At 49.8% G+C, this 15,189-nt stretch carries 14 protein-coding genes and 1 tRNA gene; 11 read left to right on the plus strand and 4 right to left on the minus strand.

The annotated features are described in order from the left end of the window. Nucleotides 1-3 precede the first annotated feature (3 nt). Nucleotides 4-987, minus strand: coding sequence for an ATP-grasp domain-containing protein (locus K3T83_RS27115; protein ID WP_220206048.1), 984 nt, complete (start codon nt 985-987; stop codon nt 4-6). Between the two features lie 538 nt (nt 988-1,525). Between K3T83_RS27115 and K3T83_RS27120 the strand changes: the two genes are divergently transcribed. Then, nucleotides 1,526-2,767 carry a YncE family protein gene (locus tag K3T83_RS27120; protein ID WP_220206049.1) on the plus strand — a complete coding sequence of 414 codons (1,242 nt, stop codon included), beginning with the start codon at nt 1,526-1,528 and terminating at the stop codon, nt 2,765-2,767. Between the two features lie 55 nt (nt 2,768-2,822). Here the strand turns inward: K3T83_RS27120 and K3T83_RS27125 are convergent, their stop codons facing one another. Further along, a complete protein-coding gene (locus K3T83_RS27125) occupies nt 2,823-3,248 on the minus strand; it encodes a response regulator (RefSeq protein ID WP_220206050.1) in 426 nt (141 codons plus the stop codon). A gap of 213 nt (nt 3,249-3,461) precedes the next feature. Here K3T83_RS27125 and K3T83_RS27130 point away from each other — a divergent pair, with 213 nt between their 5' ends. Both K3T83_RS27130 and K3T83_RS27135 read left to right on the plus strand, forming a co-directional pair. Next, entirely contained in the window at nt 3,462-4,358 is an 897-nt protein-coding gene (locus tag K3T83_RS27130) for a phosphatidate cytidylyltransferase (protein WP_220206051.1), read from the plus strand. Nucleotides 4,359-4,384: 26 nt separating this feature from the next. Beyond that, nucleotides 4,385-5,011 (plus strand): metallophosphoesterase family protein, encoded by a 627-nt coding sequence (locus K3T83_RS27135; protein WP_220206052.1) that lies wholly within the window; start codon nt 4,385-4,387, stop codon nt 5,009-5,011. Between the two features lie 99 nt (nt 5,012-5,110). Here K3T83_RS27135 and K3T83_RS27140 read toward each other — a convergent pair whose 3' ends face one another. Next, the gene (locus tag K3T83_RS27140) at nt 5,111-5,665 is read right to left on the minus strand and encodes a DUF4126 family protein (protein WP_220206053.1); all 555 of its coding nucleotides are present in this window, start codon (nt 5,663-5,665) and stop codon (nt 5,111-5,113) included. A gap of 163 nt (nt 5,666-5,828) precedes the next feature. Between K3T83_RS27140 and K3T83_RS27145 the strand changes: the two genes are divergently transcribed. The 5 genes from K3T83_RS27145 to K3T83_RS27165 all read left to right on the plus strand — a co-directional run bounded on the left by K3T83_RS27145 (nt 5,829) and on the right by K3T83_RS27165 (nt 11,883). Continuing rightward, entirely contained in the window at nt 5,829-6,464 is a 636-nt protein-coding gene (locus K3T83_RS27145; RefSeq protein ID WP_220206054.1) for an RNA polymerase sigma factor, read from the plus strand. A 9-nt stretch (nt 6,465-6,473) separates the two neighbouring features. Then, entirely contained in the window at nt 6,474-7,223 is a 750-nt protein-coding gene (locus tag K3T83_RS27150) for a YqjF family protein (protein ID WP_220206055.1), read from the plus strand. Nucleotides 7,224-7,375: 152 nt separating this feature from the next. Further along, nucleotides 7,376-8,146, plus strand: coding sequence for an anti-sigma factor (locus K3T83_RS27155; RefSeq protein WP_220206056.1), 771 nt, complete (start codon nt 7,376-7,378; stop codon nt 8,144-8,146). A gap of 13 nt (nt 8,147-8,159) precedes the next feature. Then, nucleotides 8,160-8,771, plus strand: a complete 612-nt coding sequence (locus tag K3T83_RS27160; RefSeq protein WP_220206057.1) for an RNA polymerase sigma factor — start codon at nt 8,160-8,162, stop codon at nt 8,769-8,771. Between the two features lie 232 nt (nt 8,772-9,003). After that, entirely contained in the window at nt 9,004-11,883 is a 2,880-nt protein-coding gene (locus tag K3T83_RS27165) for a serine/threonine-protein kinase (RefSeq protein WP_220206058.1), read from the plus strand. Nucleotides 11,884-12,038: 155 nt separating this feature from the next. Here K3T83_RS27165 and K3T83_RS27170 read toward each other — a convergent pair. Further along, nucleotides 12,039-12,112 (minus strand) — tRNA-Asp (locus tag K3T83_RS27170). Between the two features lie 279 nt (nt 12,113-12,391). Here K3T83_RS27170 and K3T83_RS27175 point away from each other — a divergent pair. The 3 genes from K3T83_RS27175 to K3T83_RS27185 are packed head-to-tail and all read left to right on the plus strand — an operon-like array spanning nt 12,392 to nt 15,169. Beyond that, nucleotides 12,392-13,099, plus strand: coding sequence for a threonine ammonia-lyase (locus tag K3T83_RS27175; RefSeq protein WP_220206059.1), 708 nt, complete (start codon nt 12,392-12,394; stop codon nt 13,097-13,099). Further along, nucleotides 13,068-14,042 carry a UDP-N-acetylmuramoyl-tripeptide--D-alanyl-D-alanine ligase gene (locus tag K3T83_RS27180; RefSeq protein WP_236064998.1) on the plus strand — a complete coding sequence of 325 codons (975 nt, stop codon included), beginning with the start codon at nt 13,068-13,070 and terminating at the stop codon, nt 14,040-14,042. The genes K3T83_RS27175 and K3T83_RS27180 overlap by 32 nt, the downstream gene beginning before the upstream one ends. An 11-nt stretch (nt 14,043-14,053) precedes the next feature. After that, nucleotides 14,054-15,169: a D-alanine--D-alanine ligase family protein gene (locus K3T83_RS27185; RefSeq protein ID WP_236064999.1), complete on the plus strand. Its 1,116-nt coding sequence runs from the start codon at nt 14,054-14,056 to the stop codon at nt 15,167-15,169. Nucleotides 15,170-15,189: the final 20 nt, after the last annotated feature.

The raw sequence follows: 15,189 nt of genomic DNA on the forward strand, positions 1-15,189 counted from the left end.
ATCCTATCGGTTCACAATATATTCTTCTTGCGCTGAAAGGGCCGGCGGTAGCATACTGGATGGAACGCTGCAATCCCTCTGGATAGGTGTTGAAGACAACAAAATTGCTGGCAATTTGTGCGTGATCTTCGGTACAGATGGGGCTGTTTCGTGAGGAAATTGCTGCTTCATACGCTGAGCTGTTTCGATCACGCTGCGAGCAACAAGCTTTTCCGCTTCCGGCACGTTGCCGAAACTGGGGAAGTCGTTGATATCCACAACTATTGGCCCCTTGCTTGTCTCGACCACATCCAGGCCGTAGATATCGAGGCCAAAGAGCCTGCCTACTTGTAATGCCAATGAACGCAGGGCAGGACTGACGGCAGCAGGGCGCTTTTCCACCTCTATTTCAGGATGCAAAGGTGAACGTTTGGTGACTGCAAAGACGTTGTTGCCAGCAACGTAGATTTTGGTATCAAAGCCGTTATTGACCTCATAGTGCTGGGCCAGCCAGAAACTCCCATTGGTGGTCCCGTTGGTGGCCTCGATATCAAGCGTTGTCAGCGCGGAAGGGGTGTCTATATAGTGAATCTGGCGACAGGAGCTCCCATTGGTAGGTTTTACAACTAAGGGAAAATATTCTAGCGGAACCTGATTGAGCAGGCGTGGATGCGCTACAAAATAGGTAACAGGCATAGGAATATTTTGTGCTTGAGCCATTACCACTGCAATTGCCTTGTCGCGCACACGACGAATGGCCCAGGAGTGATTAATAGTGGGAATGCCAACGGCCTCTGCCGCTTCCAGGAGCGAGAGGCCAGGGCCGTCCGAGACGGTTTTCAATACATATGCATCATAACGTTTTTTGGGTAGATCTGATAAGCTGGTAATAGTATCCTGAGGTACCAGGATATCGACCGAGTGGCCCCATTGCAGAAGTTGATTGGAAACGATAGTTGGCATGGAGTCGTGCCGATATTGTTCTTCAATAATAAAACAGAAATGCACCGTTTTTCCCCCTAGATTACAATAATAGATTTATTAGTAAGCTCTTCGGGCGGTGACAAGGGGCTATTCTGACGCCGGGGTGGGTTATATATGCTCTTTAAAAATTTCTTCTGGGAAACATTGGGATTGCTCCCCAGGTTTTTCTATTAAAAAGCATAACCGCGCCTCTACCATCAACTGTCCCTGGTTGACCTGAAGAGTTACAGAAATCGCCCTGATTACGTATTAATAGAATTATTTAGTTGTAAGGTAGTGCAATAGTTTCTCGTTACAAGAAACTGTTCTAAGAAATAGACTATCTTATTGTAACAACGATTTGTATGCATGAGTTTAACATAAAGATTAAAATCATGTTAAGATGACGAATGAAAAATGCTGATATTGTATAAAATATATGTTATACTTCTTTGTAAAATATCTATGTTAAATTTATGTTAATAAAATGTAAAGGAGATTTGCAATCTCTATGATTTCGGATTTACATCACCTTGCAACAGGTACGATAAGAAAACATCTTTTTCTCGCAGGAATCTGGGTAGTGTCAATAGCTCTACCGGTATTTTTGATCGCGCGAGTAGGGATACAGTTTTTTACCCCTCCTCCATCTGATCGTTTACTTATGGAGCGCGATATTGCGCTTCCAGATGCTTTCCCCGATCCCGCTCGTACTGCACAGAACCCTTTTGCGCCGGGTGTTGCCAGGTCGTTTGATCACTTTGACTTTCAGGTGGTTGACCCCCAACTGCACCTGCTTTTTTTAGCGCATACCGGGCCGAACCCGGACCGTGAACATCAGGTCAACCCCCATTTTGATCCCGAAGCCGATGCAAAAAACGATGGTAATATTATCGTTTTTAACACTCAGCAGCAGAAGATCGTGGGCCTGCTTCCCATCCCACAGGTGACAGGACTGACCCTGGATACTGACCAGCATCACGTTTTTGCTGCGGACTCCAATGATAACATTATTTACGACATTAATGAGAAGACGATGAGAATTAGCCCTATTATGTTGCAAGAAAATGATAGCCCGGATGGGCTGGCTTACGATCAGATCGATCATCTTGTTCTGGTTGCCAATCCTGGCTCACCAGCGAATCCCGATGAGACAAATGCAATTGAGCGAAAAAACCAGAATGTGACCTTTATCAATGCGCGAACAGGCAAAGTGGTCGGACGAGTTAGGCTGGGAATTGATGGCAAATGGGGCGATGATGTAGGGCATGTGCGTTTTGACCCTCAATTGCATCGCGTCTTTGTTGCGGTCCAGCAATTGCCCAATCCCGATAGTACGGACCCCAATCTGACACCTCCAACGGGTGCTGCCTGGCTTGTCTCGATTGACCCGCTGACGATGAAGGTAGTCCAGCGACTCCATTTGCCCGATACCTGTATTACGCCTCATGGTTTGCTCATTGATCCTACCGTCCATATCGGTTTTCTTGCCTGCGTCGATTCCAATCCCGCCAGTCTGATACGTATCGATCTGCAAAAGATGGCTGTGATTTCAGAGAAGCCCTGGATCGTAGAGTCGAAACCGGATATGCTGGCGTTTGACCGTACGCTGCACCTGCTTTATGTGGCTTCAGCTAGCGGGTTGACCGTCTTTCAGCAAAAGGGTCGCTCTTTTAAATGGCTGGGTAGCTATAGCTTTGGCGTCAATATGCACTCTCTCGCTGTGAACGAGCAGACGCACGAACTCTATATTCCGCTTGCTCGTATGGGAGGGCGGCCAGTGCTGCGAATCATGCGGTACAACTTTGAGCAGTATCATGATTGATTATGCCATATTGCTCTGGCAGCAAAGGCGGACGCCTGATCGCGTCCGCTCTTTGCTATGCGAGTATCTGGTTGATCGCTCGCAACAATTCATCGACATCAAATGGCTTCTGAATAAGGGGGATGTTGCGCCTGATGAACTCTTCTTCATTCACCAGGCTCGCCGTGATGATAATAGCAGGGACATTTTGTAGCTCCTCGATGCTGTGGAGCCGATCATAGAGATCAAGGGCGGTCATACTGGAAAGGCGATAATCAAAAAGGAAGAGATCAGGCCGCGCGGCTTTGATATCATCGATACGGCGAAAAATCTCCTCTTCATCCGTAAACTGAACAAGCTGATAAGGGGTTTCGGATTGCACTAATAGCCGAAGCATATCTGCGTTGCTAACATCATCTTCCGCTAATAAAATAGTTCTTCCCTGATTGTTTCCAGCTTGCGGTTCGTCCTGGATGATTTCATTCTCTGAGCCTGACGACATCGCTACCTCCTGAAATAATGGCAAGCGAATAAACCTCTCGAAGATAAAAAATAACGTTCGAGGTACAGAGCTAGTATAACACACAGTTGAGATATGGAAAAGCCATCAGACTAGTTGAGAACTGGCTTGATGGCTCTTTTGTCTCTGTTGAACTCTACTGACGCGTGTAGTTAATAAGAACAACAAATAACGCATCTTTATTAAAGAGGGACTATGCAGCACGCGAAGCACCACCCCGAAGAGCCAGAGGCACCGGCAGTACACAAACGTTCGTCTCTCGGCATGCGCACATTGACCGTTTGTATTGGCTTGCCGATTGTACTGGTGTTTGTCTGGTTAGGAGGATGGGCTATGTTTGCTTTGCTGGGATTGGTACTGGTGTTAATGACGCTGGAACTGCGCTCTCTCATGCGCCGCACGCCGTCTCAGCCTTCCCTCTGGTTCAGCTTGCTGGTGGCATTTTTCTTGCTTGTGCTGGCTATGTTTCCTCAACAGCGCACGTTCTTGCTAGAGATAGGCATTGGCGTTGCGCTTCTGCTTTCGTTCCCGTTGCTCTTTTCCCGCCTGCCTGCACAAAACGCATTGAGCGATTGGGGGTTGACGCTGGCCTTTGCCCTCTATCTGGGCTGGCCGTTGAGCTGTTTATTGTTGTTGCGTGGCGATCAGGCGGAGCAGTTTTACGCTCTTCGAGCTGATATTCCGCGTGGCGTGTGGTGGGTGCTGCTCGTATTGCTGGGAACATGGAGCTTCGATACAGGAGCTTTTTATATTGGACGCGCTTTTCGGGGACATCAGCACCCACTGGCGGCACAGATCAGCCCTGGAAAAAACTGGGAAGGGTTGATCGGCGGGACATGCTGTGCGGTGGTGAGCTGCATCATATTGACCCGACCGTTGGAGCTCCCCTGGTATCTGGCGGCTCTGCTGGGCGTTGTGCTGGGGTGTGCTGGTATGTGCGGCGATCTGAGCGAGTCGTTTATCAAGCGGCAGGCTCATGCTAAAAATAGCGGTACGATGTTGCCTGGACATGGAGGCATTCTCGATCGTTGTGATAGTATCCTCTTTGGATCTATCATTGTCTATATATTTTCGGTGCTGGTTGGCGGCTGAATTTGAGAAGGGAGAGCGTGCGTGTTATGACGACGTATAAAGTGGGCGTGATTGCAGATACACATGTGCCCGAATTTTTGGCAGAACTGCCAGCTAGCGTCGCACAGGTTTTTGCTGGTGTCGATCTCATCGTGCATACAGGGGATATCACCGGCCTGGAGGTGTTGGAGCAATTAGGGAAGTTGGCACCAGTGAAGGCCGTCAAAGGGGATCACGATAAGCTAGATTTGCCTCTACAGCTTGTGATCGAGATAGGAGGCGTACGGATTGGAGCATGGCATGGGCGGCGTCCGCGCTGGCAGGAGTTTCCCAGCCTGCTCTTTAACACGTTTTCCAGCCGCTATCATTCGTGGGGTGGTTTTCAAAGACAGGCTGTGCGGCGTTTTAGGCTGGTCGATGTGATTGTTTTTGGACATTTTCATCGATCCTATATCGGCTGGCAGCAGGATGTCTTGCTTTTTAATCCCGGTGCTGTCTATCATCCGACCCATGAAAACATCCAATCGCGCCTGGTGATAACTCGTTATCCCTGGCAGCGTTTGTATTTGCGTCGGGCGCTGCTCCGTCCAGCAGGTGTTCCCACTGTGGGGATCTTAACCATTGAAGATGGGAAGGTGCATGCTGAAGTAGTACCCCTTCCCACAGTTCTGTGATCTCAAATTGTCGTAGTCGAACGATTTATCGCGGAGGGGAGTTTGTTGCACGAATCCCCGCGATAAATCGTTCGACTACGACAATAAATGTTCAACCTTTTACTTTTCTGGATCGTTGACTGCGATATAGCCAAGTCCGAAGGCGGCCCCGTCTTCCAGCAGGCCCAGTGCAGCATTTGGCAGGTGCGTGATTCTGGCTAATGCGCTACGAGCATAATAACCCGCGTAAGAGCCTGCGACAGCTGCGACTGCGCCCAGTATTGCTCCAAGCACGAGCGAGCGCTGATAGCGATGGCAAATGCGCATCCCGGCCAGAGCGCCGAGTCCAATGCGTGCCAGGAGCGGCCCGGTCGAGATGCGGCTGGGGATTTGTGGAAGTTTATCGCCGACCAGTTCACCGGAGGCAAGAACATCGGTTACTACACGCGTGACTGGAGAACTGAGAATCTGTTCAACCGTATTGGTTGGAGCGGGGTCAAGCTCACTCGTTCTGTTCAGCATGGCAAACGGGGTTAATGAGCGCAACCCGCCAACGAAGCCAAGCAGGGCGGCGCGAGTATAGATTGCTGTATCGTTCTCATGGGAAATTGTTGGCAACTTCTCCAATACATCAGAAAATGGAGTATTTTTTTCGCTTATGCGCCATGTCGTCATAAAGTACTTTCCTCTCTTATACAGGTAGTTGTTTTTATTATAGTCTCTTCCTATGTTTACCACGGAACGTCCATGCTGAATGGTTCATTTGCTCCAATCATTTGAAATCAATCAGTGTTATAATTATCAATGCGGTTTGTGAGTGTTGAAGAAAGGATGATATATGCAGATACAAAAACAGGGAAATAATACGTTTGTGCCGGTGGCGTCGGATGCTTTGTTGGCTCGTGTGACGTTGGCGGGAGATCAGAAAGCCTTCGCTACTCTGGTCCAGCGCTATGATACGACCATATTTAATTTTGCCTATCGCTTTTTAGGAGATGAGCAGCAAGCAGGTGATATCTTGCAGGAGGTATGTTTGCGCTTCTATCATGCCTTACCTACCAGCACGACTGAGACCACTTTTCATCTGTGGCTTTTGCGTATGACGTATACCTGTTGTATCGATGAACTGAGGAGTAAGCCAGGAAGAATCTATCGCCTTTCTCAATGCTACGGGGCATATGGGATAGAAGAGACAGGCCGTGTTGGCGACTTTGTCGGACCTGTGCCTGCCGCTTTGTCCGCGCGGTCAGACTTTCAACAGGTAATGCAACAGGCGATGATGGCATTGTTGCCAAAGCAGCGGGCTGTGATTATTTTGCGCTCGATTTTACGTTTGAGCTTTGAGGAGGTTGGTCGGATAGTAGAGATCCCAGCCTCGACCGCGCAAGCCTGTTTTGTTCAGGCAAAAATGCTGGTGCGCCAATATTTGCGCGAGTGCCCAGAACTGATGATCACCGGCTTAGAAAAGATGTAAGAACAGGGAATGGATACATCTGTTATTTTGAGTGCCACTGAGCATCGTACCTGGCCCTTGCCTTCCGGCCCCTGGGTGATGACTCAGATCTGGCATGAGCTGCTCTTTGCTCACTGGCCTGTTGCGCTGGATGTCTTGCGTCCGCTCGTGCCTGCGGCGTTGCCCCTTGATACCTTTGAGGGGCAATGCTGGGTTGGCGTTGTGCCGTTTCATATGTCGTATGTGCGACCACGCGGCGTGCCATCTATACCGGGCCTCTCCGCGTTCCCCGAATTGAATGTGCGTACTTATGTGACCCTCAACGGGATTCCGGGGGCGTATTTCTTTAGCCTCGATGCTGGCAATGCCCTTGCGGTTGCCCTGGCCCGTAAGCTGTTTCATCTGCCATATTTTCCTGCGCAGATGAGCAGCAAGCGGGTTGGCGATACGATCCACTATCGCAGCATGCGTACCCATCACGCGGCTCCATCCGCTGAGTTGCTGGCATCCTATCGACCTGTCGCTCCGGTTACGTATAGCGTGCCAGATACGATGGAACACTGGTTTACTGAACGCTATTGCCTCTATACGGTTGTGGGTCAGCGCGTCTATCGCTGTGATATCCACCATCTCCCCTGGCCGTTGCAACTTGCCGAACTGGACATGGTGCACAATACAATGGCAGAGGCAGCTGGTTTACACCTGCCATCTCCCCCTGCTTTTCTTCATTACGCGCAAAAGCTCGAAGTACTGGTCTGGCCTTTACATCGCGTACTGTAAATTTTCTGATTTGAAAGATAAAAAGTCAAGAGGGAGACATTACTTTATTTAAACGAGACTGACTAGTATTTCGTTGCTTGCCAAATTGATGTAATCTATGCGAGGATTTCTGACGTACTCTTGTATGAGTTGGAGAAAACGGAGGTTTTCGCATGGATTGCCAGGAATTTCAGGAATTATCGGGTGCCTATGTTCTAGGGGCGCTGAGCCAGGAGGAACGTCGGGAGGCTGAGGCACATCTCTCTCAATGCACCAGTTGTGTACATACATTGCAGGAGCTAAAGAAGGCGGCAGACTATTTACCCTTTGCTGTCCCTTCTGTCGAGCCTTCGGCGTCTGTGAAAACACGTCTTTTTGCCACCATTCAGGCCGAGGCGGGCCAGCAGGTGCAGAATACTCAGGTTCGGCCACTGATGAAAAAGCAGGCTCGCCCCTCGTGGTGGAGCTACTGGCAAACACGTGTGCTGGCAACTGTCGCTGCTATTTTCCTTCTCCTTTTCGGTGGTATGGCTGCCTGGAATATCGCCTTACAACGACAACTGGCGACGACTCCCCCTTCCCTCACCACAACCATTCAGGGGACCAACCAGACAAGCGGCATTCAGGGTGTGGCTCTTTATCTTCCTCAAACGCGGACAACTACTGTGGTGGTGCGTGGGCTGCCTGCGCTCGCCGGGACCACGATCTATCAGGGCTGGCTCATCAAGAATAATCAGCCGCAGAGTATTGGCCGGTTCGATGTTCGTGATGGGACCGCAACCCTCAATTTTTCAGGCGATGGCGGTGCATATGATGCCATTGCCATTAGCCGCGAACCGGGACCACAGGCCAGCCAAGATCACCCGCAAGGGCCGGTTGTGGCAACTGGTTCATTGCCCCGCGTACAGCAACGTATTGCATGGAGGTATGATGGGCGTGTTTAAGAACAGCCACAACATGCAAAATAAGCAAATAGGCAGGGAGCAGGCCATGAATGCTGGCGAAGTGAGCGATGAAGTTCTGATGACGGCGATTGCTGGTGGTGCGCTCTGGGCGATGGATGCGCTTTATGAGCGTTATGCTCGTCTACTCTATTCGCTGGCTTATCGCATGATCTCTGATCATCAGGTGGCGGAGGATCTCTTGCAGGAGTCGTTTTTGTCGGTGTGGCGCAATGCTTCTTCCTATTCTGCGCGCAGTGGGGCAGTTCACAGCTGGCTCTTCTCCATTATCCATCATCGAGCCATTGATTATTTACGGGCTATCCAACGTCGCGCGACCCTCAATCCAGTCTCCCTAGACGCGGTAAACCCCGAAGACTATTTTGACTCCTCCGATACCTGGGAGCAGGTCTGGACTTCTTATCAACAGGCACAGGTGCGCCAGGCGATTATGGCATTGAGCAAGGAACAGCGATTGGTGATCGAACTGGCTTATTTTCAAGGATGGACCCAGGCAGAAATCGCGGAGGGATGCCATCTTCCCCTCGGTACTGTGAAGGCGCGTATGCGTCTGGGCCTGTTGCACTTAAAGCGCTTACTTGAACAGCAGGGTCTTCAGGAACGTTAATCTTCTGTTCTGGCTTCACGCTGCCTTCCATCAGAGACTACGCTTACCGCTCCAGTTGGATTACTTTTTGGATCTAAATGATAAATTTTCATGTTTGAAAGAACATATAGACCTTAAAGTCTCTCATCTTTGAAAAAAAACTGCTGCGGGATTATAATGGAGGTCGGATTTATCAGTATCTATCGCATATTTTCTCAACTCTCTATAAAAAGTATATCAAGAGGAGCGCAGCATGTCCGAAGAAATGGATTTTATCGGTAAACGTATTGGGAATTATCAGCTTACTTCCCGTATCAGCAGTGGTGGGTTTGGTCAGGTCTACCTGGCTCGGCATACGCTGCTCAAAGATCGCGTGGTTGCTGTAAAACTGTTGCACATGTTTTTGCAAACACAGCAGGAGCAAGAGCAATTCTTGCAAGAAGCTCAACTTTTAGAGAGTCTGAAACATCGTTATATACTCCCTTTGCTCGATGTTGGCTTTCTCGATACTACCTCAATCCCGTATTTGATCACCGAATATGCTTCAGGTGGCTCGTTACGGGATCGCCTCAACCATATAAAAACGCAGCCGCTCTCAATAGAACAGGCGGTTACTACTCTGGCGCAGGTGGGAGAGGCGCTGTATTTTGCACATCAACATAACATTATTCACCGTGATCTCAAGCCAGAGAACATCCTCTTTAATGCGCAAGGCGATGCCTTGCTTGCTGATTTCGGCATTGCCACCGTTGCGGCTGCCACGACGCGTTCGCAGTTGATGACAAAAATAATGGGCACTCCAATGTATATGGCCCCTGAACAATTTCAAGGGAAGATCAGTCGGGAAAGCGATCAGTACGCGTTGGGGTGTATTGCTTACGAGCTGTTTACCGGGCGGCAGCCTTTTCAGGCACCCGATTTTATCGCGATGGGTTTTCTGCACGCGACGGAGCAACCAGAGTCGTTGCGACAATATAATGCTGTTTTATCAGGCGGTGCGGAGCAGGCTGTATTGAAAGCCCTCGCCAAGCGGCGTGATGGACGTTATCCTGATGTCCAGGCTTTTGTGTCGGCTTTGCAACTGGTAACTCCTGCATCTTCATCGGTGCCACCAGTCCCACTATCAGCACCAACTGTAGCGTCTTCTTCGGCAGCTGTGACCGAGACATCGCTGGATCAGGCTGCGTTACAGGCGCTCGTCAATAAGGTGCAGGGCGTGCAAAGCGCAGGGAGCAGCAATAAGGAAAATGAGTTGTTTGCCTGTGAGCAGGAGATCAGGCGGAATCCGAACAACGCCAAACTCTATAACCAGAAGGGCGATCTGCTAAGTACGCTGCTGAGGGATGAGCAGGCGTTAGAAGCCTATAACAGGGCAATAGAGCTAGATTCCACCAATGCCGAGTTTTATTATAACCGAGGAAACACGTTGGCGAATTTAAAACGCTATACCCAGGCGCAGGAGTCTTTTGAGCAGGCAGTTCGCTTGAATCCCAATCATGCCTGGGCATGGAGCGGCCAGGGTTGGGTTCTCAATATCCTGGAACGAGATGAAGAGGCTTTGCGTGCCTGTGAACAGGCTCTTCGCCTCGAACCTAATGATGCCGTCACCTATACCAGAAAAGGAAATGCGCTTTGGGGTTTGAAGCGCTATGAAGAGGCGTTGGAAGCACATGAGGACGCCATTCGTCTCAGGCCGCGCATGGTGGCTGCATATAATAATAAGGCACTGGTGCTGGCAGAGATGAAGCGCTATCCCGAAGCGTTAGACGCCTATAACATGGCGCTTCGTATCAACCCTGATTATGTGAATGCATATAGCAATAAGGCACGCGTCCTCTATCTCCTGAAACGGGATGAAGAGGCGGTAGAGACATGTGATAAAGCTCTTTCCCTTGATCCTCAGAATGTGACGGTGTATAACAGGAAAGGGCTGGCGTTAATTGGTCTCAAGCGGTATGAAGAGGCGGTTGCTGCGTTTCGACAGGCAACGGTGTTGAGTCCCAGCTATAGTGATGCGTTTGGCAATATGGGCTATGTGTTGTGTCTGATGCAGCGCTACGAAGAGGCGTTACAGGCCTGTAATCAGGCTATCAAGTTAGATCCCAGGTTTGTGGCGGCGTATGGCAATCGGGCCTGGATTCTCAATAATATGAAACGCTATGAAGAGGCTCTGGTTGCCTGTGAAGATGCGTTGCGCTTCGATCCCAGGAACGTAACTTATCTGATTCGCAAAGGCAATGCCTTCCTCGGCTTGCAGCGTTACGACGAGGCGCTGCAAATTTACGATCAGGCGTTGCTGCTCGATCCTCAGTCTGTTTCTGCTTTCATCAATAAAGGCATCATCTATAAGACGAAGCGCCGCTATGAAGATGCGTTGAAGATGTTTGATCAGGCATTAGCTCTTGATCCTCGCGATGCGGCGTCGTATAGCGATAGAGGCGATGTTTTGTATGATCTGGGGCGCTATCAGGAGTCACTCGCTTCCTACGAAAAGGCAGCTCAATTGGGGACGAGGGATGCCAGAAACTACAAAGATCGTGCCAATGCGCTCTATAAACTGGGGAGATATCAAGAGGCGCTGGCTTTGTACGAGCAATCTATTCAGATCAACTCTTCATATTCCCCGGGCTATCATGGCAAGGGTATGGCGCTTAGCGGGTTAAAACGTCATTCTGAGGCGCTGGCGGCTTACGATCAGGCGTTGAAGCTTGATCCGTCTTCTCTCAGCATCCAGAGCGATAGAGCGTGGACGTTGTATCAGCTTGGGCGGGATCAAGAGTCGTTGGATGCCTGCGATAAGATATTGCGTGTAGACCCCCAGCATCTGTCCACATTAAATCGCAAGGGTATTGCGCTCCTGGCTTTGCAGCGCTATGAAGAGGCACTGGATATCTATAATCAGGTGGTGCGTCTGGACCCTGAGTACGCCGCAGCCTATAACAATCGTGGATTGGTCTTTAAGGCGCTTAAACGCTACGAAGAAGCACTGGTTGCATACGACCAGGCGCTACGCATAAGCCCGGACTATGCGCTGGCCCACTACAACCGGGGGCTGGTTCTCAATCTGCTGGGTCGGCACAAAGAGGCTCAGGAGGCGCTAGATACCTCTCGTCGGCTTGGCTATCTGGATTAGCCTGATCGAAGGATTTAAGCAATAAAAAGCGGGAAGATGCCTCATATAGGGCATCTTCCCGCTTTTTATTGCTCAATCTTTATCTTCTCGTTTGGAAATAGCTCCTGGATGAACAATAAAAAATGCAATTCACTTATTAATGAATTGCACAAGACCGGAACCGACGAGATTCGAACTCGCGTTCTCCTGCGTGACAGGCAGGCATGTTAGGCCACTACACCACGGCTCCTGATGACGCTTTTGATCGCGCCTTACGAGAAGGAATAATACCAGACTCTTCTTATCCTGTCAAGCTTTTTCCTGAGCAAATTTGATCGTGTGCTTTTCGAGTAGTTTGATCTATGTTAGAGAATAGAAAACAAATTTATCAATGCGGTGAAAAAAACAGCAAAAATTTACTATTTTAGAGTTGCTTAGCCTGTTATGTTGAGGTGGCAGTTTTGCGGCAGAGACAATAAATAATTCTCAATATATATAACTGTGTTGTATATATTACTAGGAGCAACGTATGCAGATTGTTCCCCAATGGGAAACGGAACGTGTTTCGTCGTTTTACCAACACGTCCTTCAAACTCCCTTATGTCCATATGCTGGTGCTCAGACTCACTGGAAAGAACTCTACCTCAAAGATGAAACCGCACAGATCACCAAAGCCTTCAAGTTTCGAGGAAATTGTTATCGACTCTTGTGCACGCACCCCACTCCCCAGGTCGTAACAGCGGCATCCACAGGAAGTCACGGATTGGGACTTTCAATAGCTGCTCGCGTTCGTGGTATTCAGGCTCACATCTTTGTTCCGGCCAAAACAGCTAGCGTCAAGACTCAGGCGATGGAGGCGAATGGAGCCACCATCGAGAAGGTGAATGGTGACTATGAGCAGGCCAGATTGGCTTCTCTCACTTTTGCAGAGGAAACAGGAGCAACACATATTTCTGGATTTGACGATTACGATATTATTACAGGTAATACCAGCCTCTTTGCCGAGATTGAGGCCCAGTATCCTCAAGGCTTCGACGTGATTTTCGTCCCGGTTGGAGGTGGAGGACTCCTTGCGGCCTGCCATCTCTACTTTCAACAATTGAAGAGGAAGGTGAAGATCGTTGGAGTTGAACTTGATAGTGCCCCAGCGATGTCTCTCTCGCTCGCTCAAGGAAAGAGAGTAATGTTAGAGCGCGTGGAAGGCCGTGCCGAGGGTCTTCCTCGGCTTAGAAGCTGAGCACCGTTATGCTGTGCTAGAGATGGGAGCTGAATGGGTGGGTGAGCTTACCTGGTTATGTAGCATTGTCCGTCCCAACTGGTCGATTGTCACCAACGTTGGCTCCGCTCATCTCAAAACTTTTGGCTCCCCAGAGCGAGTTGCAATTGCTAAGAGCGAACTGGTCGAGGCGCTCCCACCAGATGGTATTGCAATTCTCAACTATGATGACCCTCGAGTACGTGCGATGAGCCAGAAAACCCAGGCCCGTGTCATGTACTACGGTCTGGATGAGAAAGCCGAAGTTCGGGCCAGTGACCTACAAGGCGATGCACTACATGGATTTTCTTTCATGCTTCATTATCACGATGTGCATCTGCCAGTGCAACTCCGCATCCCTGGCCAACATGGGGTGAGTGCAGCCCTGGCTGCTGCCGCAGCTGGATTTCTGGCCGGTATAGCGCCTGAGGCGATCAGTTCGGCGCTTGCCGCCCTTGTCCCGGTGAAAGGACGAGGTGAGATCAAGCTTGGACCCAACGGGAGTACCCTCATTGATGATTCTTACAAGGCCAACCGCCAGTCTATTCTCGCCGGAATCGCGGTGTTACATAGAACTGATTTGATCGGCGGGGGAAAGCGCTGGGCCGTTCTGGGTGATATGCTCGATCTTGCTAACTTCGCCCGTGACGAACATTACGCGACCGGTCGTGCGCTCGTCGGGCAAGTCGATTACCTGGTTGCTATTGGCGATCAAGCCCGCTTCTATGTAGAGGGAGCGCGAGACGCGGGTATGTCAGCGGACAAACTCTTTTTTTTCAAAGCCGACCCGGCGGATCATGATCAGCTCGAGGCTGCCAAGCAGGATGTGATCGATTTCCTGCTCAGCAACGTCCAGAACAACGATCTCCTTCTCCTCAAGGGTTCCAATCCACTTGGCTTACAAACCATGCTTGAACAATTTTAGAAGGTGAGAGAATGATGCAACAAAAAATTCGCGTTGGCGTGATCTTCGGTGGTCGTTCTAGCGAACACGACGTTTCTCTCCATTCGGCTGCTTCCGTCTTAGCAAACCTGGATACAGAGAAGTACGAGGTGATTCCTCTGGGTATCACCAGAGAAGGGGCATGGCTCCTTGGCGTGAACCCGGATGAAATGCAAGCACTTGGAGAGATGACGGGTGGGCAAGGAAAGAGACAACAACAAAATAAGGTTGTGCTTGCTGGAGATGCTGTTGTCTATGATGTAAAGTCTCTTGAAAGCGGCAAACGGGTCGGCATTGGTCCTTTGGATGTTGTTTTTCCAGTGCTTCATGGCCCTTATGGAGAGGATGGAACCATTCAAGGGTTATTAGAGATGATAGGTATTCCTTATGTGGGATGTGGAGTTCTCAGTTCTGCGCTTGGTATGGATAAGGAAAAGATGAAGATACTCTTTCAAGCTATTCATCTTCCTGTGATCCCTTTCCTGACATACCACCGCTATCGGTGGGAGCAGACACCAGATGCGATACTGATGGATGTCGAGCAGCAGCTCGGTTATCCCTGCATCGTAAAACCTGCTAACATGGGATCAAGTATTGGTGTGAGCAAGGCCGAGGACAGCGAAACCCTGAAGCAAGCCATTACGCAGGCAGCTGAGTATGATAACAAGATCATCCTTGAGCGCTGGCTGGATGTACGAGAAATTTCCTGTGCAGTACTGGGCAATGAGGAGCCGCAACTCTCACTTATTGGTGAACTGGTGACGCAGGAGGCAGTTCTCGACTACGAGGGAAAGTACCTTCATTCTGCTTTCCGCTTTCAAGTCCCAGCTGATATCCCTCAATCGCTGGTTACAGAATGCTTCTCCATGGCAAAGCAAGCCTTTCATGTCCTGGACTTGAACGGTCTGGCTCGTGTGGATTTCTTTCTTGACCGCAATGATGGCCGCATCTATCTCAACGAAGTCAATACCATGCCAGGCTTTACGCCAGACAGTGTTTATCCTAAACTGTGGAGCGCGAGCGGTCTGTCCTATCCCCAACTCCTCGATCGGTTGATCGAGTTAGCGCTGGAGCGTCACCAAGATCGTCAACGCATTCGCACGAAATAATAGTCGAGGATAGCGCCTCA

Source organism: Reticulibacter mediterranei (assembly GCF_016587455.1).